The 20,064-nt window shown below is 53.1% G+C and carries 21 protein-coding genes and 1 other annotated feature; of the genes, 9 read left to right on the plus strand and 12 right to left on the minus strand.

The genetic code is table 11. The features are described 5' to 3' along the window. Positions 1 to 123: 123 nt before the first annotated feature. From NNO04_RS20400 to NNO04_RS22950, 10 genes are all read right to left on the minus strand, one after another. Complete coding sequence (locus tag NNO04_RS20400) at positions 124 to 690, minus strand: NADPH-dependent FMN reductase (protein WP_271446209.1); 567 nt, start codon at positions 688 to 690, stop codon at positions 124 to 126. A gap of 40 nt (positions 691 to 730) precedes the next feature. After that, the gene (locus tag NNO04_RS20405) at positions 731 to 1,480 is read right to left on the minus strand and encodes a 4'-phosphopantetheinyl transferase family protein (protein WP_271446210.1); all 750 of its coding nucleotides are present in this window, start codon (positions 1,478 to 1,480) and stop codon (positions 731 to 733) included. Positions 1,481 to 1,627: 147 nt separating this feature from the next. Then, entirely contained in the window at positions 1,628 to 2,587 is a 960-nt protein-coding gene (yidZ, locus tag NNO04_RS20410) for an HTH-type transcriptional regulator YidZ (RefSeq protein ID WP_271446211.1), read from the minus strand. After that, positions 2,556 to 3,737: an MFS transporter gene (locus NNO04_RS20415; RefSeq protein WP_271446212.1), complete on the minus strand. Its 1,182-nt coding sequence runs from the start codon at positions 3,735 to 3,737 to the stop codon at positions 2,556 to 2,558. The genes yidZ and NNO04_RS20415 overlap by 32 nt, the downstream gene beginning before the upstream one ends. Positions 3,738 to 3,917: 180 nt before the next feature. Beyond that, complete coding sequence (gene mnmE, locus NNO04_RS20420) at positions 3,918 to 5,282, minus strand: tRNA uridine-5-carboxymethylaminomethyl(34) synthesis GTPase MnmE (protein ID WP_271446213.1); 1,365 nt, start codon at positions 5,280 to 5,282, stop codon at positions 3,918 to 3,920. Positions 5,283 to 5,352: 70 nt separating this feature from the next. Then, positions 5,353 to 6,999, minus strand: a complete 1,647-nt coding sequence (gene yidC, locus NNO04_RS20425) for a membrane protein insertase YidC (protein WP_271446214.1) — start codon at positions 6,997 to 6,999, stop codon at positions 5,353 to 5,355. Positions 7,000 to 7,001: 2 nt separating this feature from the next. Beyond that, positions 7,002 to 7,259, minus strand: a complete 258-nt coding sequence (gene yidD, locus NNO04_RS20430) for a membrane protein insertion efficiency factor YidD (RefSeq protein ID WP_079787750.1) — start codon at positions 7,257 to 7,259, stop codon at positions 7,002 to 7,004. Next, on the minus strand, positions 7,223 to 7,582 hold the full coding sequence (gene rnpA / locus NNO04_RS20435) for a ribonuclease P protein component (RefSeq protein WP_042287256.1): 360 nt from the start codon (positions 7,580 to 7,582) through the stop codon (positions 7,223 to 7,225). The genes yidD and rnpA overlap by 37 nt, the downstream gene beginning before the upstream one ends. Before the next feature lie 16 nt (positions 7,583 to 7,598). Beyond that, a complete protein-coding gene (gene rpmH / locus NNO04_RS20440) occupies positions 7,599 to 7,739 on the minus strand; it encodes a 50S ribosomal protein L34 (RefSeq protein ID WP_003849659.1) in 141 nt (46 codons plus the stop codon). Between the two features lie 229 nt (positions 7,740 to 7,968). After that, a complete protein-coding gene (locus NNO04_RS22950) occupies positions 7,969 to 8,124 on the minus strand; it encodes a hypothetical protein (RefSeq protein WP_442870753.1) in 156 nt (51 codons plus the stop codon). 273 nt (positions 8,125 to 8,397) lie between these two features. On the opposite strand from NNO04_RS22950, the gene dnaA reads away from it, so the two are divergent. The 5 genes from dnaA to yidA all read left to right on the plus strand — a co-directional run bounded on the left by dnaA (position 8,398) and on the right by yidA (position 15,585). Beyond that, entirely contained in the window at positions 8,398 to 9,798 is a 1,401-nt protein-coding gene (dnaA, locus tag NNO04_RS20445) for a chromosomal replication initiator protein DnaA (RefSeq protein ID WP_162382320.1), read from the plus strand. 4 nt (positions 9,799 to 9,802) lie between these two features. Next, positions 9,803 to 10,903 carry a DNA polymerase III subunit beta gene (gene dnaN / locus NNO04_RS20450; RefSeq protein WP_162382321.1) on the plus strand — a complete coding sequence of 367 codons (1,101 nt, stop codon included), beginning with the start codon at positions 9,803 to 9,805 and terminating at the stop codon, positions 10,901 to 10,903. Between the two features lie 140 nt (positions 10,904 to 11,043). After that, the gene (gene recF / locus NNO04_RS20455; protein WP_271446215.1) at positions 11,044 to 12,117 is read left to right on the plus strand and encodes a DNA replication/repair protein RecF; all 1,074 of its coding nucleotides are present in this window, start codon (positions 11,044 to 11,046) and stop codon (positions 12,115 to 12,117) included. 28 nt (positions 12,118 to 12,145) lie between these two features. Then, positions 12,146 to 14,560 (plus strand): DNA topoisomerase (ATP-hydrolyzing) subunit B, encoded by a 2,415-nt coding sequence (gene gyrB / locus NNO04_RS20460; protein ID WP_271446216.1) that lies wholly within the window; start codon positions 12,146 to 12,148, stop codon positions 14,558 to 14,560. 212 nt (positions 14,561 to 14,772) lie between these two features. After that, positions 14,773 to 15,585 (plus strand): sugar-phosphatase, encoded by an 813-nt coding sequence (yidA, locus tag NNO04_RS20465; RefSeq protein ID WP_271446217.1) that lies wholly within the window; start codon positions 14,773 to 14,775, stop codon positions 15,583 to 15,585. A gap of 80 nt (positions 15,586 to 15,665) precedes the next feature. On the opposite strand, the gene cbrA is transcribed toward yidA, so the two are convergent. After that, a complete protein-coding gene (gene cbrA, locus NNO04_RS20470) occupies positions 15,666 to 16,784 on the minus strand; it encodes a colicin M resistance lipid reductase CbrA (protein WP_271446218.1) in 1,119 nt (372 codons plus the stop codon). Positions 16,785 to 16,885: 101 nt separating this feature from the next. On the opposite strand from cbrA, the gene NNO04_RS20475 reads away from it, so the two are divergent. After that, on the plus strand, positions 16,886 to 18,112 hold the full coding sequence (locus NNO04_RS20475; RefSeq protein WP_271446219.1) for a DUF3748 domain-containing protein: 1,227 nt from the start codon (positions 16,886 to 16,888) through the stop codon (positions 18,110 to 18,112). 1 nt (position 18,113) lies between these two features. Here the strand turns inward: NNO04_RS20475 and NNO04_RS20480 are convergent, their stop codons facing one another. Next, positions 18,114 to 18,446, minus strand: a complete 333-nt coding sequence (locus NNO04_RS20480) for a YceK/YidQ family lipoprotein (protein WP_271446220.1) — start codon at positions 18,444 to 18,446, stop codon at positions 18,114 to 18,116. Between the two features lie 240 nt (positions 18,447 to 18,686). After that, positions 18,687 to 18,759 (plus strand) — a sequence feature (ROSE (Repression Of Heat Shock gene Expression) occurs in the 5'-region of heat shock genes and acts as an RNA thermometer to modulate expression.). Here NNO04_RS20480 and ibpA point away from each other — a divergent pair. The 3 genes from ibpA to NNO04_RS20495 form a co-directional block, all read left to right on the plus strand. Beyond that, a complete protein-coding gene (gene ibpA / locus NNO04_RS20485; protein ID WP_006687722.1) occupies positions 18,753 to 19,166 on the plus strand; it encodes a small heat shock chaperone IbpA in 414 nt (137 codons plus the stop codon). Its footprint overlaps the feature before it by 7 nt. A 237-nt stretch (positions 19,167 to 19,403) precedes the next feature. After that, positions 19,404 to 19,832 carry a small heat shock chaperone IbpB gene (gene ibpB / locus NNO04_RS20490; RefSeq protein WP_271446221.1) on the plus strand — a complete coding sequence of 143 codons (429 nt, stop codon included), beginning with the start codon at positions 19,404 to 19,406 and terminating at the stop codon, positions 19,830 to 19,832. 124 nt (positions 19,833 to 19,956) lie between these two features. Next, the coding region (locus tag NNO04_RS20495) for a hypothetical protein (RefSeq protein WP_271446222.1) at positions 19,957 to 20,064 on the plus strand (108 nt) is incomplete at its 3' end.

A 20,064-nucleotide genomic window follows, 5' to 3' on the forward strand; every position in this document is an offset into this window, starting at 1 on the left:
ACGGGCCGTAAGTAACAAAGTTGGATGCAAATGTCAGATCGTATGCGCCTGTTAGGGCGCGGCTGGTAACAGAGCCTTACAGGCGCATTTGAAAAACCTCCGGCTATGCCGGAGGATATTTATTTACGCTTTCACGCGCTGGATGTAATCGCCAAACGCGGTCAGTTGACCGGTCAGATGATCCAGCGTGCTTTGGTCAATCACTTCGCCGTTTTGCGGGTCCACTTTGTTCTGAATCACGCCGCCCATAAATTCAGGCTTATTCATTACCATGGCATCGAGGAAGACCAGAATCTGGCGCAGATGGTACTGACAGCGAGCGCCGCCGATAGCCCCCATCGAACTGGTCTGGATCAGTACCGGCTTTCCGGACAGCGGCTGATCGGGCAGGCGGGACAACCAGTCGATGGCATTTTTCAGACCACCCGGCACGGAGTAGTTGTATTCCGGCGTCACAATGACCACCCCATCCGCTTTACGGATTTGATCCGCCAGCGCTTCTACGCTCTGTGGAAAACCCTCCTCTTGTTGCAGATCGGCGTCATACAATGGGATGTTGCCAATGGACGGCAATGCGCTAACGTCCATGCCTGTCGGGGCAATTTTGGGCAGAGTACGGGCAACCATCCCATTAAATGAGCCTTTGCGCAGGCTCCCCAGTAACGTAACAACCTTCAGCGTTTCAGACATGATTACTCCTTTTTCATCATGATGGCCGGATATGACCGGCTCAGCTATGGGTACACGATTTAACGGTGGATAATTGGGCGAATCGCATCAGGCGACCGGTGGGGGCATTGGCGCGAGTCTGGATGTCGGGCAGGATTTTCCACCCCTGTTGACTATCAAACTCCCAAACCTTCAGCTTTTCAATGGCGGGCGAAACGGCAACCGACCAGACCAGTACATCTTCTGCATCACAGATGGCTTCTACCTGTGCAACATGGGCACACTTCAGACGACCTGCAACGGGTATCAACTGGAGTTCTCGTGGGTCATCGTTGAGGACATCGCCAGTGAGTTTCAGTACGCTCTGGCGCAAGGCGATGAGCTGAGCACGTGCCTCGCCAGGATCGTTTTGATTGTTTATCCACAGGGTTTCATTGCTGGAGAATACCGGGCTTCCTGCTGAGTGCGGGTTGTTAAAGCCACGGATCGCTCGTTGTAACTCCATGTCCAGACCGCATTCGCCTTCGGTTGTCAGCGCAACGCCGACCATATTTCCAGCGTACGCGATGGAGAAACCGGGCAGGTTGCGATCACGAAACGTGGGTTTACCTTTCGTCTCGATCGTTATTTCTGGTAGTTCGCTGATGCCGTAAAGCATAAACATCAGTTCAGCGAGTAAGGCCCGGGAGGCAAGGAACCGCGTGCGGCGATGAGTGGGAAGATTTTTGGCCTCTATATGGCATTGAGAAGGGAGTCGACCTGAAACCAGATGTCCCTCCGTAAGAATCCCTCTGGCAAAATGTGTCGCCATTTTTCGCTCCGTGATTAATGGTCCGTGATTATTACGAGAGTAACATTTACATGAATTATGGACAGACCTAACCGCCCAAAAGTTCGACTGAATCAGGGTACCTTACGCGACATTTACATTTCCCTTACCATTGTGGCTAATTTAGCGTCAGGACAGGGGGCTGTAGAGGGTTTTTAGTGTCTCTCTTAACCAGACAATTTTCGGGTTATGGCTGTTGCGTTTATGCCAGAGGAGGGTGAATGGCACCATAAGCTTTTCCCGCTGTGCGGCGTCAAAAGGCAAGGGGCGCGCAACTAACGGGAGTTGGTGGAGTTGGTTATAACGCTGGCAATAAAGCGGCGCGGTCGCCAGAAGCGAGTGATCAGGTTGCGCCGCCATAAACAGGGAGTGTTCAAACCCTGGCAGACTTAGGGCTATATTGCGTTTACGCCCCATCTCCTGCAGCACGTCATCGAGCGCCCAGGTATCGCTTTGTTCCCAGCAGATGCTGATATGCGGATAGCGCAGAAAGGTCTCGAGATTCCACTCTTCTTGCAACGCCGGATGATCTTCCCGTAGCCATACCCACGGTAAGTCGGTGAATAGCACTTCAAAATCGATCGATAAAGGCAGCAGACTCAGCAACTCTCGCGAACGTGGATGGCTCTCACGGCCAGTAAAACCAATATCTACCTCACCGCGCGTAATGGCGTCCAGTGAGTCGTAATCCCAGTTGCGTACTTTAATGGAGGCCTGCGGATAGCGCTGATAGATCTGTTGCGACAGAGCATTGAACATGATCATCATCAGTGGCGTCTCGGCGACCAGATCAAACTTCAGCCCACGCGGGGTCTCATGATGTGGCTTATCCAGCAGTTGATTACCCATCTGCATCCAGTCTGCCAGATTCTGCTCCATACTCAGCATCAGCGGCGTTGGCGTTAGTCCGAGCGGCGTATTCACGAAAAGCGGGTCGTCAAACCATGTCCGTAACTTCGACAGGGATTTGCTCACAGCCGAAGGGGTGACGCTCATCCGTTTCGCCGCTTTGGTTACGCTGCGCTCCTGCATCAGAAGCTGCAGGCATAACAATAAATTAAGATCGAGACTGGTGATGGATTTCTTCATGGTCGGGTGCAGACCTGTTGGGTGCGACGAGCATAATCAGCAAGAGGCTGACTATGCTACAACCAATCAGAATCCCGATCAGCATATTCAGCGCATTGATACCGACAATGGCGGCCAGCCAAATCCACAGTGACGAACCGCAGACCTGCGCAATCCCTAATACTGAACTGGCGACGCCAGCCCGCAAAGAAAAGGGACCCAGCGCCTGGCTCATTGCTACGCCAAAACCGACCGAGAAACCCGCGCAGATAAGCGTCAGGCCAAACAGTGTTACCGCGTTGCTGGTGGCGAGGCTGAGCACTACGCCTGCGGCCAGAAACAGTCCCTGCGAAGTCATCATTAATGTACGTGGCTTAAACACGCCTAACGCAAATGGCGTTGAGAACGAAACGGCCATGCTGACGCCTGCGGTCAGTGCCATGGTGGTGGCATATTCACCGCGATCAAAACCCATTACTTCCATTAGCAGGACCGGCGAAGTATTCACAAAGGTGAGGATCACGGAGACGCTAAGCGTGGTGATCGCCAGACGGCTGAGGAAAAAACGATTGATCAGCGACTCCGCGTTCTGTGGCGAACATGACGATGATGAACGGGTGGTCGGGCGCGTTTCCCGCAGGATGAACAGCGACAGCAGACACACCGCGATGCCCATCGCAATCATGGTGTAAAACAGACTTTGCCACGGGAATCGCAGCATGATCAGATGTCCCAGAACCGGTGCCAGTACCGGGACAATACAGGTGATCCCGTTAAGCAGCGACAGCACTTTTGCCCGGCGGCGATCGTCCAGCGTATCGCGCAAGATGGCAAAAGCCACCACGTAGCAGCTACCCGCGCCAATGCCCTGAATAAAACGTCCGGTTAAAAACAGCGAACCGTCCTGCGCGAGCGAACAGAGCGTAGAGGCAAAGATGAATATCACCGCACCGACAATAGCAACGGGTTTGCGTCCGGAGCGGTCGGCCACTTTCCCGGCGAACAACATAGCGGTTGCCATCCCGGCCAGATAGACGGAAAACGCAATATGCAACTGCGCTTCACTGGCATTCAGATCAGCGGCAATTCGCGGTAAACCGACCAGATACATATCAATACCGGCGGGATAGAGTAAAACAAGGGCAAAACTGCAGAGTAGAAAGCGGGTCATAGCGTCCTCACGATAAGCGTGGCGCTAAGCATACGGGGAGGTGTTCTGTGAGACGAGTTGCCATTTGGACAACGGTTATTTCCTTTAAGGAAACACCTGGTACCAGGTCACGCTTCGATTACCGGGCACCAGGCGTAGAGTCGGCCGGATAAGGCGTTAGCCGCCATCCGGCAATACTGCTTACTTACCGATACAGAAACTGGAGAAGATCCGCCCCAGCAGATCGTCGGAGGTAAACTCTCCAGTAATCTCACTCAACGCCTGCTGCGCCAGACGCAGTTCTTCTGCCAGCAGTTCGCCCGCCCATACGCCCAGCAGTTGTGCTTTACCCTGCTGGAGATGTTCAGCCGCTTCGGCCAGCGCCTGCAAATGGCGACGACGGGCCAGGAAGCCGCCTTCCATGTTGGTATCAAAGCCCATGCTCTGCTTGAGATGGTTACGCAGCACGTCCACACCTTCGCCAGTACGTGCGGAGAGGCGAACCAGTGAGTGACTGTTCACCTCGCTGATACCCAGCGTCTCGCCGGTAATATCGGCCTTGTTGCGCACCACGGTAATCGGTAGTTTAGCCGGCAGACGAGCGATAAAGTCCGGCCAGATCTCTGCCGGGTTAGTCGCGTCGGTCGTTGTGCCGTCAACCATAAATAGCACGCGGTCAGCCTGTTCAATCTCCTGCCACGCACGCTCAATGCCGATACGTTCTACCTCATCGTTAGCATCGCGCAGACCGGCAGTATCAATAATATGCAGCGGCATACCGTCAATGTGGATATGCTCGCGCAGTACGTCGCGCGTTGTTCCGGCAATGTCTGTCACAATCGCGGCTTCACGCCCTGCCAGCGCATTCAGCAGGCTCGATTTACCCGCGTTAGGGCGACCAGCAATGACCACTTTCATCCCTTCACGCAGCAGGCTACCTTGACGAGCTTCAGCACGCACGGCGTCGAGATCGGCGATAACGCCGTTTAACTGCGCTTCAATTTTGCCGTCTGAAAGGAAATCGATCTCCTCATCCGGAAAATCAATGGCCGCTTCCACGTAGATGCGCAGGTGAGTAAGTGCTTCCACAAGGTGATTTAGGCGCGCGGAAAATGCCCCTTGCAGAGAGTTCAATGCTGAGCGAGCTGCTTGTTCTGAGCTGGCGTCAATCAGGTCGGCAATCGCCTCAGCCTGGGCCAGATCGAGCTTATCGTTGAGGAACGCCCGCTCGGAGAATTCACCGGGTTTTGCTATGCGCAAACCCGGGATCGTCAGAATGCGTTTTAACAGCAGGTCGAGAATTACCGGGCCGCCGTGCCCTTGCAGTTCCAGCACGTCTTCACCCGTGAACGAGTTCGGTCCGGGAAACCACAGCGCGATCCCCTGATCCAGCGCGGTGCCATCGGCATCCTTAAACGGCAGATAGTCGGCATAACGCGGTTTTGGTAGCTTGCCCAGTACAACTTCGGCAACCTCACGCGCCTTGAGGCCTGAGATTCGCAGGATACCGACGCCACCGCGTCCCGGTGGGGTAGCCTGGGCGACGATAGTGTCGTTATGGCTCATGATATGTCTCGTTGAATACAAATAAAAAAGGCGGTCATTTGACCGCCTTCCGTAGAGCTATGACTTACTGTCAGGAGCTTTTCTTCTCGCGGCTATGCAGGCCACGTTTCTCCAGACCACGGTAAATCAGCTGCTGCTGGATAATGGTCACCAGGTTGCTGACGATATAGTACAGCACCAGACCTGACGGGAACCACAGGAAGAACACGGTGAAGATGACCGGCATGAAGGTCATGATCTTCTGCTGCATCGGGTCGGTCACAGTGGTCGGCGACATCTTCTGGATGAAGAACATCGTCACGCCCATCAGGATCGGCAGGATGTAGTACGGGTCCTGTGCAGACAAGTCGTGGATCCACAGAGCGAACGGCGCATGACGCAGTTCAATGGAGCCCATCAGCATGTAGTACAGTGCAAGGAAGATTGGCATCTGGATGATCAGCGGGAAGCAGCCGCCCAGTGGGTTAACCTTCTCAGCTTTGTACAGGGCCATCATTTCCTGGCTCTGACGCTGTTTGTCATCGCCCAGACGCTCACGCATTGCCGCAATTTTCGGCTGCAGCATACGCATCTTCGCCATGGAGGTGTACTGCGCTTTGGTCAGCGGGTACATGATGCCACGAACGATAAAGGTGATAACGATGATGGAGAAGCCCCAGTTACCCAGGAAGCTGTGGATCCATTTCAGCAGTTTAAACAGCGGCTGAGAGATGAACCACAACCAGCCGTAATCCACGGTCAGATCCAGGTGCGGTGCAACGGCCGCCATTTTATCCTGAATTTCCGGGCCGACCCACAGGGTGCTGGTCATCGCGCCTGTCTGGCCTGGCTGTACCAGCACCGGCTGAGATTTGTAGCCGATGGCAGCAATGCCGTTACCCAGATTAGTGGTATAGAAGTTGTTGGTGCCGTCATTACGCGGAACCCATGCCGTTGCGAAATACTGTTGCAGCATTGCCACCCAGCCGCCGTGTGCGCTGACGTTCAGGTTTTCGTTTTCGGCAATGGTCTCGAATTTGTATTTCTCATACTTCTCATCAGGCGTGGAGTACGCTGCGCCACGGAAAGTATGCAGCGCAAAGTTGCTGCTACCGGTGTCGCGATGAGACGGCAGATTGATGGATTGCTTCAGCTGACCAAAGGTGGAGATCTCCAGCGGTTTCTCGCCGGCGTTCTGCACGCTGTAGTTTACGTTGACAGCATACTCACCACGCTTCAGAACAAACGTTTTAGTAAACGTGTTGCCCGCGGCGTCAGTGTAAGTCATCGGGATCTGCAGTTCGTTCTGACCATCCGCCAGTACAAAGGCGTCTTTTTCGACGTTGTACAGTGGACGTGGACCGTTAGCCGGGTTATCCGGACCGTCACGACCTGTCAGGCCGCTTTGTGCCTGATAAATGAACTGCGGAGTTGTTTCCAGTAACTGGAACGGCTCTTTAGAACCGAGCTCTTTCGGATAAGCCGGCAGCTGGGCCTGCTCAACATCACCGCCACGGGTGTTGATGGTCAGATCAAGCACGTCGGTTTTAACCGTAATCAGTTTCCCCTGGCCACTGGCCGGTACGCCCTGGTCTGCGGCGCTACCCGCTGCGGTGGTCGTTGTCTGCGTGGTCTGTTGAGCTTGAGGTTGCGGATTTTTATCCTGCTCCCAGGCTTGCCAGATCATGAAAGACACGAACAGCAAAGCGATGACTAAAAGATTGCGTTGCGAATCCATCGTTAGTGTTCTCTGGTATCAAATGGTCCAGGCGGGACGGGATCGTCACCACCAGGGTGTAAAGGGTGGCATTTTAATACGCGTTTCACCGTCAACCAACTGCCTTTTATCACTCCAAACCTGCGCAATGCCTCAATTCCGTAGCTTGAACAGGTTGGCGTGAAACGACAATGCGGCCCAAGCAGCGGACTGATCAGGCGTTGATAGACCCGAATAAGGGCTATCAGGAGCCGCGAGCCAGGCGACAGTGGCGGCGCCATAATTTTTCCAACGCTTCCGAGAGAGCACGGTTATCGAGGTCAGCAACCCCTTTTTTCGCCACGACCACGAAATCCATTGCAGGAAGTTCGTGCTGACGCAGACGGAAGCTTTCACGCGTCAGACGTTTAATCCGATTGCGTTCATGGGCGCGTCGAACGTTTTTCTTGGCGACGGTAAGACCGATACGGGGATGCCCCAGCGAATTCAGGCGGCCGAGAATGGTGATTTGCGGCGTGCCAGCCCGTTGTGGCTGCTGGAAGACGAATGTGAAATGATTGGGAGTTAACAAACGTAACTCCCTGGGAAATGCGAGCTTAACCACTCAGGGGTTAGCTTTATTACTTGGAAACGGTCAGACGAGAGCGGCCTTTAGCACGACGACGTGCCAGAACCTGACGACCATTTTTAGTAGCCATACGAGCACGGAAGCCGTGAGAACGGTTGCGCTTCAGTACAGACGGTTGAAAAGTGCGTTTCATGGCGATTTCTACCTAAACTTGAATAAATTCAATGGCTTTTACAGATATCCGAACAAACATCGAACGACGGACGTCGAAGCCATGGGTGATTAAAGAGGCCGGATTGTAATAATTGTACACTCCGGAGTCAATTCTCTTTCCTTAAATCCCTGTGTTTTTCGCACGTTTTCGCGTGGAAAATGAGCAGCGTTAACGCCGTAATTACGAGCATTACGCGCCGGGGGGAAGATTATAAAGGCTGCCGGGCAAAGCGCAAGGATCGAGCGGGATCTTTATTAGATCGTTTAAGCAGCGAAGTGGCGTTACTCATTAATTTTTCCAATATGCGTGCGAAATCCTGCAGCACTTCTCCAGGATCGTTTACACTTACCCGGTTCTGGATCATCCTGTGGATAAATCGGGAAGAATCTGTGAGAAACAGAAGATCTCTCGCGCAGTTTAGGCTATGATCCGCGGTCCTGATCGTTTCAACGGATCCTGGTCAGGCATTAACACGACATTCTTCAGGTGTGCCATAGTGTCACCTTTAGGATCCCGTGTATAACCGCAGACAGCGGTTCGTACGTCACCCTCCATGCAGGGTCTTTTCGACGTGCGCCAACAATCATGAATGTTTCAGCCTTTGTCATTATCGACTTTTGTTCGAGTGGAGTCCGCCGTGTCACTTTCGCTTTGGCAGCAGTGTCTTGCCCGATTGCAGGATGAGTTACCAGCCACAGAGTTCAGTATGTGGATACGCCCGTTGCAGGCGGAACTGAGCGATAACACGCTGGCTTTGTATGCGCCAAACCGTTTTGTGCTCGACTGGGTAAGGGATAAATACCTCAATAACATCAATGGATTGTTGAATAATTTTTGCGGCGCGGATGCCCCGCAACTGCGTTTTGAGGTGGGAACAAAACCCGTCACTCAGACGCTAAAGACGCCTGTTAATCATGTTGTTGCGCCGGCGCATGTTGCGCAAGTGCAGCCACAACGCGCAGCGCCTGCGGCGCGTCCGGGCTGGGACAACGTACCCGCCCCGGCGGAACCAACCTATCGCTCCAACGTCAACGTTAAACATACTTTTGATAACTTCGTTGAAGGTAAATCCAACCAGCTGGCGCGCGCGGCGGCACGCCAGGTTGCGGACAACCCAGGCGGTGCCTATAACCCGTTATTCCTTTATGGCGGTACCGGTTTAGGTAAAACGCACCTGTTGCATGCTGTGGGTAACGGCATTATGGCGCGTAAACCCAATGCAAAAGTGGTGTATATGCACTCCGAGCGTTTTGTACAGGACATGGTAAAAGCCCTGCAAAACAATGCGATCGAAGAGTTTAAACGCTACTACCGCTCCGTTGACGCGTTGCTGATTGACGATATTCAATTTTTCGCCAATAAAGAACGATCCCAGGAAGAGTTTTTCCACACGTTTAACGCCTTGCTGGAAGGTAATCAGCAGATCATTTTGACGTCGGATCGTTACCCAAAAGAGATCAATGGCGTTGAAGATCGTCTGAAATCCCGCTTCGGTTGGGGATTAACGGTCGCGATCGAACCGCCTGAACTGGAAACGCGTGTCGCGATCCTGATGAAAAAAGCGGACGAAAACGACATTCGTTTGCCAGGTGAAGTGGCGTTCTTTATCGCCAAGCGTCTACGCTCTAACGTACGTGAACTGGAAGGCGCGCTGAACCGGGTTATCGCCAACGCGAACTTTACCGGTCGCGCTATCACCATCGATTTTGTGCGGGAAGCGCTGCGCGATCTGCTGGCGTTGCAGGAAAAACTGGTCACTATCGACAATATTCAAAAGACGGTGGCGGAGTATTACAAAATCAAAATTGCGGATCTGCTTTCTAAGCGTCGATCTCGCTCGGTAGCGCGTCCGCGTCAGATGGCTATGGCGCTGGCAAAAGAGCTTACTAACCACAGTCTGCCGGAAATTGGCGACGCGTTTGGTGGGCGTGACCACACTACCGTTCTTCATGCCTGCCGCAAGATTGAGCAGTTGCGTGAAGAAAGCCATGATATTAAAGAAGATTTCTCCAATTTAATCAGAACATTATCTTCGTGACGCTATGAAATTTACCGTTGAACGTGAACATTTATTAAAACCGCTTCAGCAGGTCAGCGGCCCGCTGGGTGGTCGTCCTACGCTGCCAATTCTCGGTAACCTGTTGCTGCAGGTTGCAGACGGTACGCTTTCTCTGACCGGCACCGACCTTGAAATGGAAATGGTGGCGCGCGTGGCGTTAATTCAGCCTCATGAAGCTGGCGCAACCACCGTCCCGGCGCGTAAATTCTTTGATATCTGCCGTGGTTTACCGGAAGGGGCTGAAATTGCCGTCCAGCTGGAAGGCGACCGTATGCTGGTGCGTTCTGGCCGCAGCCGTTTCTCGCTTTCCACGTTGCCTGCCGCCGATTTCCCGAATCTGGATGACTGGCAGAGCGAAGTCGAATTCACTTTACCGCAGGCGACGATGAAGCGTCTGATTGAAGCGACCCAGTTTTCTATGGCGCATCAGGACGTTCGCTACTACTTAAACGGCATGCTGTTTGAGACTGAAGGCGAAGAGCTGCGCACCGTGGCCACCGATGGTCACCGTCTGGCGGTCTGTTCCATGCCGGTCGGACAACCGCTGCCGAACCATTCGGTGATCGTGCCGCGTAAAGGCGTGATTGAACTGATGCGTATGCTTGATGGCGGCGATAACCCGCTGCGTGTACAAATCGGCAGCAACAACATTCGTGCGCACGTCGGTGATTTTATCTTTACGTCCAAGCTGGTTGATGGCCGTTTCCCTGATTATCGCCGCGTATTGCCGAAAAATCCGGACAAACATCTGGAAGCGGGCTGCGATATTCTCAAACAGGCCTTTGCCCGTGCGGCGATCCTCTCGAATGAGAAATTCCGTGGCGTGCGTCTGTATGTGAGCGAAAACCAGCTCAAAATCACCGCCAATAACCCGGAACAGGAAGAAGCGGAAGAGATTCTGGACGTCACCTATCCGGGCACCGAAATGGAGATCGGCTTTAACGTCAGCTATGTGCTGGATGTGTTAAATGCGCTGAAGTGCGAAAACGTGCGTATCATGCTGACCGATTCCGTCTCCAGCGTGCAGATTGAAGATGCGGCGTCGCAGAGCGCGGCTTACGTCGTTATGCCAATGCGTTTATAGAAAAGTATCGGGCTATCTTACTTGTTATTCCGGCTCCGGGCAGTGCTCGCAATCCTCACGTACTCCAGTACGCTCCGGTTGCTGTGCGCTGGCCGTAACCAGACTAACGGCGACGATAACGCCCTGGTTATGAGCTGATCATGTCTCTATCCCGATTACTCATCAAAGATTTCCGCAATATTGAAAACGCGGATCTCGCTTTATCTCCCGGCTTTAACTTTCTGGTGGGCGCGAACGGCAGCGGCAAAACCAGTGTGCTGGAAGCCATCTATACGCTCGGACATGGTCGGGCGTTTCGCAGTTTGCAGATTGGTCGCGTGATTCGCCACGAGCAGGAATCGTTTGTTCTTCATGGCCGTTTACAGGGTGAAGAGCGCGAGACCTCCATCGGCCTGACCAAAGATAAGCAGGGCGACAGCAAAGTCCGCATTGACGGTACTGACGGTCATAAAGTCGCTGAACTGGCGCACCTGATGCCGATGCAGTTGATTACGCCCGAGGGGTTTACTTTACTCAACGGCGGCCCAAAATACAGAAGAGCGTTCCTCGACTGGGGATGCTTTCATAATGAGAGCGGATTCTTTACCGCCTGGAGCAATCTCAAGCGTTTGCTCAAACAACGTAATGCCGCGTTGCGCCAGGTGAGTCGATATGAACAACTTCGTCCGTGGGATAAAGAGCTGATCCCGCTGGCGGAACAAATCAGCACCTGGCGCGCACAGTACAGCGCCGGTATTGCTGCCGATATGGCAGATACCTGCCAGCAATTTTTACCCGAGTTTTCTCTCTCTTTCTCTTTTCAGCGAGGCTGGGAAAAAGAGACGGATTATGCCGAGGTGCTGGAGCGGAGCTTTGAACGCGACCGCATGTTGACTTATACCGCGCACGGACCGCATAAAGCGGACTTCCGCATTCGCGCCGACGGTGCGCCGGTTGAAGATACCTTATCGCGTGGGCAGCTAAAGCTGCTGATGTGCGCCTTACGTCTGGCGCAAGGGGAGTTTCTGACCCGTGAAAGCGGGCGGCGCTGCCTCTACCTGATAGATGATTTTGCCTCTGAACTTGATGATGCGCGTCGTGGACTGCTAGCCAGCCGCTTAAAAGCGACGCAATCTCAGGTTTTTGTCAGCGCGATCAGCGCTGAACACGTTCTTGACATGTCGGACAAAAATTCGAAGATGTTCACCGTGGAAAAGGGTAAAATAACGGATTAACCCAAGATAAAATGAGCGAGAAACGTTGATGTCGAATTCTTATGACTCCTCCAGTATCAAAGTCCTGAAAGGACTGGATGCGGTGCGTAAGCGCCCGGGTATGTATATCGGCGACACGGATGACGGCACCGGTTTGCACCACATGGTATTCGAGGTGGTAGATAACGCTATCGACGAAGCGCTCGCGGGTCACTGTAAAGATATCGTGGTGACGATTCACGCTGACAACTCCGTGTCCGTTACCGATGATGGCCGTGGTATCCCGACCGGTATTCACCCGGAAGAGGGCGTTTCGGCAGCGGAAGTTATCATGACCGTTCTGCACGCAGGCGGTAAATTCGATGATAACTCGTATAAAGTGTCCGGCGGTTTGCACGGTGTAGGGGTTTCGGTCGTAAACGCCCTGTCGCAGAAACTGGAACTGGTGATTCGCCGTGAAGGTAAAATTCATCAGCAAACTTACGTACACGGTGTGCCGCAAGCGCCGCTGGCGGTAACCGGTGAGACTGAAGTGACCGGGACCCAGGTCCGTTTCTGGCCAAGCCATGAAACCTTCACCAACGTTACCGAGTTTGAATACGACATTCTTGCCAAGCGTCTGCGTGAGCTCTCCTTCTTGAACTCTGGTGTTTCTATTCGTCTGCGCGATAAGCGTGACGGTAAAGAAGACCATTTCCATTATGAAGGCGGCATCAAGGCGTTTGTTGAGTATCTCAACAAAAACAAAACGCCAATCCACCCGAATATCTTCTATTTCTCCACCGAAAAAGACGGTATCGGCGTTGAAGTCGCGCTGCAGTGGAACGATGGCTTCCAGGAAAACATCTACTGCTTCACCAACAACATTCCGCAGCGGGATGGCGGTACTCACCTTGCAGGCTTCCGTGCGGCGATGACCCGTACCCTGAACGCCTACATGGACAAAGAAGGTTACAGCAAGAAAGCGAAAGTCAGCGCCACCGGTGACGATGCCCGTGAAGGCCTGATTGCCGTCGTTTCCGTGAAAGTACCGGATCCGAAATTCTCCTCCCAGACCAAAGACAAGCTGGTCTCTTCTGAGGTGAAATCGGCAGTTGAACAGCAGATGAACGAACTGTTGGCCGAATATCTGCTGGAAAACCCTTCCGACGCCAAAATTGTAGTTGGCAAGATTATCGACGCTGCCCGTGCGCGTGAAGCAGCACGTCGCGCCCGTGAAATGACCCGCCGTAAAGGTGCGCTGGACTTAGCCGGTCTGCCGGGCAAACTGGCGGACTGTCAGGAACGCGACCCAGCACATTCTGAACTGTACCTGGTGGAAGGGGACTCGGCGGGCGGCTCTGCGAAGCAGGGGCGTAACCGTAAGAACCAGGCGATTCTGCCGCTTAAGGGTAAAATCCTGAACGTGGAGAAAGCGCGTTTCGACAAGATGCTCTCTTCTCAGGAAGTGGCGACGCTGATCACTGCACTTGGTTGCGGCATTGGTCGCGACGAGTACAACCCGGATAAACTGCGCTATCACAGCATCATAATCATGACGGATGCGGACGTCGATGGTTCACACATCCGTACGCTGTTGCTGACTTTCTTCTACCGTCAGATGCCGGAAATCGTTGAACGCGGCCATGTCTACATTGCACAGCCGCCGCTGTACAAAGTGAAGAAAGGCAAGCAGGAACAGTACATTAAAGACGATGAAGCGATGGATCAGTACCAGATCTCTATCGCTCTTGATGGCGCGACGTTGCACACTAACGCCCACGCTCCGGCGCTGGCGGGTGAAGCACTGGAAAAACTGGTTTCTGAGTACAACGCCACGCAGAAAATGATTGGTCGTATGGAGCGTCGCTACCCACGTTCACTGCTGAAAGAACTTGTCTACCAACCGACGCTGGCCGAAGCCGATCTGGCTGATGAAGCGAAAGTCACGGCCTGGGTTACTCAGTTGGTTAACGTGCTGAATGAAAATGAAATGCACGGCAGCACCTGGAATAGCCTTGTGCGTAAAGACGCTGAACTGAACCTGTTCGAACCGATCATTCGCGTGCGTACCCACGGCGTTGATACCGATTATCCGCTGGATCACGAGTTTGTGACCGGTGGTGAATACCGTCGTATTTGTACGCTTGGCGAAAAACTGCGTGGTCTGATTGAAGACGACGCGTTTATCGAACGCGGCGAGCGCCGTCAGCCTGTTGCCAGCTTCGAACAGGCACTGGACTGGTTGGTAAAAGAGTCCCGTCGTGGCCTGTCTATTCAGCGTTATAAAGGTCTGGGCGAAATGAACCCGGAACAGCTGTGGGAAACCACCATGGATCCAGAAAGCCGTCGTATGCTGCGTGTCACGGTAAAAGATGCGATTGCTGCTGACCAGTTGTTCACTACGCTGATGGGCGATGCCGTTGAACCGCGTCGTGCGTTTATCGAAGAAAACGCCCTGAAAGCGGCGAACATCGATATTTAACGTGTACCCAGGCCTACTCCTGTAGGCCTGATAAGCGAAGCGCCATCAGGCAGTTCGTCAACATTTGCCGGATGGCGGCTTAGGCCTTATCCGGCCTATAACCGATCGACAAAAGGGGAATCCCGATTCCCCTTTCCATCCCCCTTTTCGTTGCTGTTTTTTGAGCGGAATCGCGTTAGCATGAGTACAGACTCATTTAATCCGGGGAACTCATGGCTATCAAACTCATTGCTATCGATATGGATGGCACCCTTCTGCTGCCCGATCACACCATTTCACCCGCGGTCAAAACGGCAATTGCGGCTGCACGCGCCCGGGGTGTTAACGTGGTGCTGACCACGGGTCGACCGTTTGCGGGCGTCCACAGCTATCTGAAAGAGCTTCACATGGAACAGCCCGGTGATTACTGCATTACCTATAACGGCGCGTTGGTACAGAAAGCGAGTGATGGCAGTACCGTTGCGCAAACGGCGTTAAGCTATGACGACTATCGCTATCTTGAACAACTCTCTCGTGACGTCGGTTCCCACTTCCATGCGCTGGACCGCAACACGCTGTATACCGCAAACCGCGACATCAGTTATTACACCGTTCATGAATCTTTTATCGCGACCATCCCGCTGGTGTTCTGTGAGGCGGAGAAAATGGATCCGGCAACGCAGTTCCTGAAAGTGATGATGATTGATGAACCAGCGATCCTCGATAAAGCCATTGCCCGCATCCCGGCAGAGGTAAAAGAGAAATACACCGTGCTGAAAAGTGCGCCGTACTTCCTCGAAATTCTGGATAAACGCGTGAATAAAGGCACTGGTGTGAAATCGCTGGCCGATGCCCTGGGGATTAAGCGCGATGAGATTATGGCCATTGGCGATCAGGAAAACGACATTGCGATGATCGAGTTCGCTGGTATGGGCGTGGCGATGGATAACGCCATCCCATCAGTGAAAGAAGTGGCAAACTTCGTCACCAAATCCAACATTGAAGATGGCGTGGCGTACGCTATTGAGAAGTTTGTGCTGAATTAATCATTCATTACCTGACTGGCCAACCCCAAAACGCTTCCTGACCCGCATCTGCTGCGGGTTTTTTTATCCTGGGCGCAGGTCTACATTTCCGCAGCTGTATTGGCTGTCTGCTTGCATGGATTTTGGGCGGGCAGTTGATCCTGATTCTGTGGGATATGCGCGACGCCGCTTTGCATAATCCATTTTCTGGTCGATGCCGAGGTTAACACTCGGCTCTTGATAATCTTACCGTAGAGTTTCATGCGCAGTTTTCCGGTGGCGCTTCGATAGGCGTCATTCAAATTCTGCGTATCCCGCATGAAGACGGTTTTCAGAATTTCCGCGCTGTCCAGCGCATAGCTAATCCTCTCCAGAGAACTGGCGCTGATGAACCCCGCGGCTTCACCAATCAGAAACGCATTATCTTTTCCGCAGACAAAATCCGCCCAGCGCGAGGGGAACAGCACGGTACATTTTTCGCTTTTTAGCGGTTTGCCAAACTGAAAATGGAAGCTTTCCATTTTTGCTTTTAGCGCGTCAAAGCGTGCCTGCCCGTCTTTCATCGGGTAGGCGCCGCCAAAGATGAAATAACCGTCTTTGCTGATACTCCATGAGTAGCAATCCGTGACGTCGTTATCAAAAATGCAGGAGTAAAAGGGCGCGGGGTGTTTTTCAGCAAACCATTGCTGAAGCGCGACGTATTTACGGATCTGATGCTCAGGATACAGATGGCGGCGAACCAGCGAATTTGCCCCGTCGGCGCCAACCAGATAGCGAGCGGTAATGTGTTGCTCCCAGCCGTCAGCGCGAAAAATCACGTGCCATTTATCATCTTCTCGCCAGATTTTCCGGCACAGACTGTCGTGGTAAACCTCTACCTCATCAGGGATGAGTGATTTCATCCATAAATCAAACGCGTGGCGGTTGATATTGATGTAACTGCGTTGATAGTTACGCGTCAGAGCTGCTGCCACGTCCACCGTTTTAACGCTGAAAATCTGCGGGTTGGCGATCACATCGACCGGTAAGGTAATGCCATCGCGAATAAACGAACGCTGGGCATCCGGAGCCAGAAGACCGCCGCAGGGTTTCATGAAGCCTTCCGTTCCGCACTGGCGCTTTTTATCCAGCGCAATGACACGCTTCTTCCCGCTCAAATGCCGTGCCAGCGCCGATCCTGCCGGGCCTAAACCGATAATTGCCACATCAAAGTGTTCCATCTTTTTCCCCGCAGTCATTGTGATGGAGGAATGCTAAAACCTGAAAGTGAAGTCCTTGTGAAGTATGATGGCCCCAATTGTCTCGCATCAGGGTTCTTGCAATGAAACAAATCACCTTTGCGCCTCGTCATCATCAGCTTACCAATATCAATATCTGGACACCGGATAGCCAGTGGCTGGTGTTTGATGTACGTCCGTCGGGAGCCTCTTTTACCGGGGAAACCATAGAGCGGGTAAATATTGAGAGCGGGGTCGTCGAGGTGATTTATCGTGCCACGCAGGGGGCGCATGTGGGTGTGGTGACCGTTCATCCACGAGAGAATAAATATGTGTTTATTCATGGGCCTGAGAATCCAGATGCCGCGTGGCACTACGATTTTCACCATCGTCGGGGAGTCATTGCGTATCAGGGAAGCGTTGCTAACCTGGATGCGATGGATATTACCGCGCCGTATACGCCCGGTGCGCTGCGCGGTGGTAGCCATGTGCATGTCTTCAGCCCGAACGGTGAGTTCGTCAGTTTCACCTATAACGATCACGTCCTGCATGAGCGAGACCCGGCGCAGGATCTGCGCAACGTCGGCGTTGCAGCGCCCTGGGGGCCGGTCACGGTGTCGGAGCAGCATCTCCGTGAGTACAGCGGTAGTCACTGGTGTGTGCTGGTCAGTCAAACGACACCCACCCCAATCCCTGGCAGCGATGAAATTAATCGTGCCTATGAAGAGGGCTGGGTCGGGGATCATACACTGGCCTTTATCGGCGATACGTTGTCGGTGAAGGGGGATAAGGTGCCGGAGTTGTTTCTCGTCGACCTGCCGCGTGAAGAAAGCGGCTGGAAACAGGCGGGCGAGGCTCCTCTGGCTGGAACGGAATCATCAATGCCTGCCCCGCCAGCCGGGGTGAAGCAGCGTCGTCTGACGTTTACTCATGAGCGTACTTATCCCGGACTGGTGAATGTGCCGCGTCACTGGGTGCGTAGCAACCCGCAGGCTACGGAGATTGCGTTTTTGATGCGTGATGAGCGCGGTGTTGTTCAGCTCTGGCTGATCGCTACGCAAGGGGGAGAGCCGCGTCAGCTGACCCATCATGCAACGGATATTCAGTCGGCGTTTAACTGGCATCCGTCGGGAAAATGGCTGGGGTATGTGCTGGAAAACCGAATTGCCTGCTGCGACGCGCACAGCGGAGATGTCTGTTTCCTGACGCCAGAGCATGGCAATCCGCCTTCCGCGGATGCCGTTGTTTTCTCACCAGATGGGCGACAAATCGCGTGGATGGAAGACGTTCAGGGTTTCCGTCAGTTGTGGGTGACAGAAACCGGGCGTTAAATCAGGGCGTGGACATCTCTGCCGGGGGGATAACAGAGTTCGTTACCTGCGTTCTCTCCTCGCTTCTTTCGACGCGAGATCTGACCGAGTTATCTTTGCGGAAGAGATCCCACGGCAGGAGTAGGGTGTCCATCACGGCGGTGAACGGCATATCGAGTATTGCCAGAGACTTTGTTCCCCAGTTTGTATCACTCTCACTGATCATCGTAGCGCTGGCGCGAGTGCCAGGATAAGTCCCTTCCTTGCCGCCAGTATGTGACATGACGCTTGAGCAACCACCCAGTAAAACCATTCCGCCGCACATCACCAGCGGTAACAACACATTTTTTATCATGATTCATTCATCTGTTGATCAACGGTGTTTGCATGATGAGTTATAGCGTTCCATTGCCCGGAATAATACCCTCAGCATGTCGCACTGTGGTGCTTATCGCACTTTAACGATCCGTGCTTTCCCCCCCAGTCTATGCCATAGACAGCAAACTGCAAAAAAAGTCTCCTTCAGGTGCTTGAAAAGTTCATATAAGGACCCATTTTTAGGGTAAGGACAACGAAGAACATGCCTGAGGGGTGTTCTGTCCGCCTGGCCTGTCCATGATGGAAGGTCTCATATTCTCGCTGATTTCAGGAGCTATTGATTATGCGTAATTTTGATTTATCCCCGCTGTACCGTTCCGCTATTGGTTTTGACCGTTTGTTTAACCTGCTTGAAAACAATCAAAGCCAGAGTAATGGCGGCTACCCTCCGTATAACGTTGAGCTGGTGGATGAAAACCATTACCGCATTGCGATTGCCGTGGCAGGGTTTGCGGAAAGCGAGCTGGAGATTACCGCCCAGGATAATCTGCTGGTGGTGAAAGGCGCTCATGCTGATGAGCAAAAAGAACGTACTTACCTTTATCAGGGTATTGCCGAGCGCAACTTTGAACGCAAGTTCCAGTTAGCAGAGAACATTCATGTTCGGGGCGCAAACCTGGTGAACGGTCTGCTGTATATCGATCTTGAGCGCGTGATTCCGGAAGCGAATAAACCGCGCCGTATCGAAATCAATTAATTCTGTCGGGCCGCGTTGCGCGGCCTGTAATCCCCATGCTCGCCGTCAGGGAGCATATGCAAGTCTGCGGATTTGCAGGCATTTTGTACCCTAAACAATTCGTGTTGCAGAAAGGTGGCAAGAGAGTGAATCCCCATGAGCGTACATGAGTACGTGATTGGGGTGAGCGAGCACAGCCAACGTATCTGCAGCGTGAAGTGTGACGGGAAAACTCGCTTCTTAGAAGGAGAAATGATTATGCGTAACTACGATTTATCCCCACTGCTGCGTCAATGGATCGGTTTTGACAAACTGGCCAACGCCTTGCAAAACACCGGTGAAAGCCAGAGCTTCCCACCCTATAACATCGAAAAAAGCGACGATAACCACTATCGCATTACCCTTGCGCTGGCCGGTTTCCGTCAGGAAGATCTGGATATTCAACTGGAAGGCACGCTCCTGACGGTGAAAGGTAACCAGGAGCAGCCGGAAAAAGAGACCAAATGGCTGCATCAGGGGCTGGTCATTCAGCCGTTCAGTTTGAGTTTCACCCTCGCTGAACATATGGAAGTCTCTGGTGCTACGTTCACCAACGGATTATTGCACATCGATTTAACACGCAATGTGCCTGAATCCCTCGCCCCGCAGCGTATCGAGATTCAGGAACGACCTGCATTAAATAGCTAATTTGCTGTTTGCCCTTGCCCCGCCAGAAATGACGGGGCTTTTTTGTGCTTTACCACCCATACATACCGCCTGTTCTCTGCGAGAATCCGGTTAAAATAATAATGTTATTCACAGGGAACTAAAGATGAGTGAGATAGCATTAACGGTTAGCGTTCTGGCGTTGGCGGCGGTTGTCGGATTATGGATCGGCAACATCAGGATCCGTGGGGTGGGGCGGGGCATTGGGGGCGTC

The organism is Citrobacter sp. Awk 4, assembly GCF_028069725.1.
Taxonomy (GTDB): Bacteria; Pseudomonadota; Gammaproteobacteria; order Enterobacterales; family Enterobacteriaceae; genus Citrobacter_D.

What these genes read in the sequence shown, in the direction of transcription:
- NNO04_RS20400 (WP_271446209.1), bottom strand. Translation starts at nt 690, where the DNA reads ATGTCTGAAACGCTGAAGGTTGTTACGTTACTGGGGAGCCTGCGCAAA.
- NNO04_RS20405 (WP_271446210.1), bottom strand. Translation starts at nt 1,480, where the DNA reads ATGGCGACACATTTTGCCAGAGGGATTCTTACGGAGGGACATCTGGTT.
- yidZ (WP_271446211.1), bottom strand. Translation starts at nt 2,587, where the DNA reads ATGAAGAAATCCATCACCAGTCTCGATCTTAATTTATTGTTATGCCTG.
- NNO04_RS20415 (WP_271446212.1), bottom strand. Translation starts at nt 3,737, where the DNA reads ATGACCCGCTTTCTACTCTGCAGTTTTGCCCTTGTTTTACTCTATCCC.
- mnmE (WP_271446213.1), bottom strand. Translation starts at nt 5,282, where the DNA reads ATGAGCCATAACGACACTATCGTCGCCCAGGCTACCCCACCGGGACGC.
- yidC (WP_271446214.1), bottom strand. Translation starts at nt 6,999, where the DNA reads ATGGATTCGCAACGCAATCTTTTAGTCATCGCTTTGCTGTTCGTGTCT.
- yidD (WP_079787750.1), bottom strand. Translation starts at nt 7,259, where the DNA reads ATGGCGCCGCCACTGTCGCCTGGCTCGCGGCTCCTGATAGCCCTTATT.
- rpmH (WP_003849659.1), bottom strand. Translation starts at nt 7,739, where the DNA reads ATGAAACGCACTTTTCAACCGTCTGTACTGAAGCGCAACCGTTCTCAC.
- NNO04_RS22950 (WP_442870753.1), bottom strand. Translation starts at nt 8,124, where the DNA reads ATGATCCAGAACCGGGTAAGTGTAAACGATCCTGGAGAAGTGCTGCAG.
- dnaN (WP_162382321.1), top strand. Translation starts at nt 9,803, where the DNA reads ATGAAATTTACCGTTGAACGTGAACATTTATTAAAACCGCTTCAGCAG.
- recF (WP_271446215.1), top strand. Translation starts at nt 11,044, where the DNA reads ATGTCTCTATCCCGATTACTCATCAAAGATTTCCGCAATATTGAAAAC.
- gyrB (WP_271446216.1), top strand. Translation starts at nt 12,146, where the DNA reads ATGTCGAATTCTTATGACTCCTCCAGTATCAAAGTCCTGAAAGGACTG.
- yidA (WP_271446217.1), top strand. Translation starts at nt 14,773, where the DNA reads ATGGCTATCAAACTCATTGCTATCGATATGGATGGCACCCTTCTGCTG.
- cbrA (WP_271446218.1), bottom strand. Translation starts at nt 16,784, where the DNA reads ATGGAACACTTTGATGTGGCAATTATCGGTTTAGGCCCGGCAGGATCG.
- NNO04_RS20475 (WP_271446219.1), top strand. Translation starts at nt 16,886, where the DNA reads ATGAAACAAATCACCTTTGCGCCTCGTCATCATCAGCTTACCAATATC.
- NNO04_RS20480 (WP_271446220.1), bottom strand. Translation starts at nt 18,446, where the DNA reads ATGATAAAAAATGTGTTGTTACCGCTGGTGATGTGCGGCGGAATGGTT.
- ibpA (WP_006687722.1), top strand. Translation starts at nt 18,753, where the DNA reads ATGCGTAATTTTGATTTATCCCCGCTGTACCGTTCCGCTATTGGTTTT.
- ibpB (WP_271446221.1), top strand. Translation starts at nt 19,404, where the DNA reads ATGCGTAACTACGATTTATCCCCACTGCTGCGTCAATGGATCGGTTTT.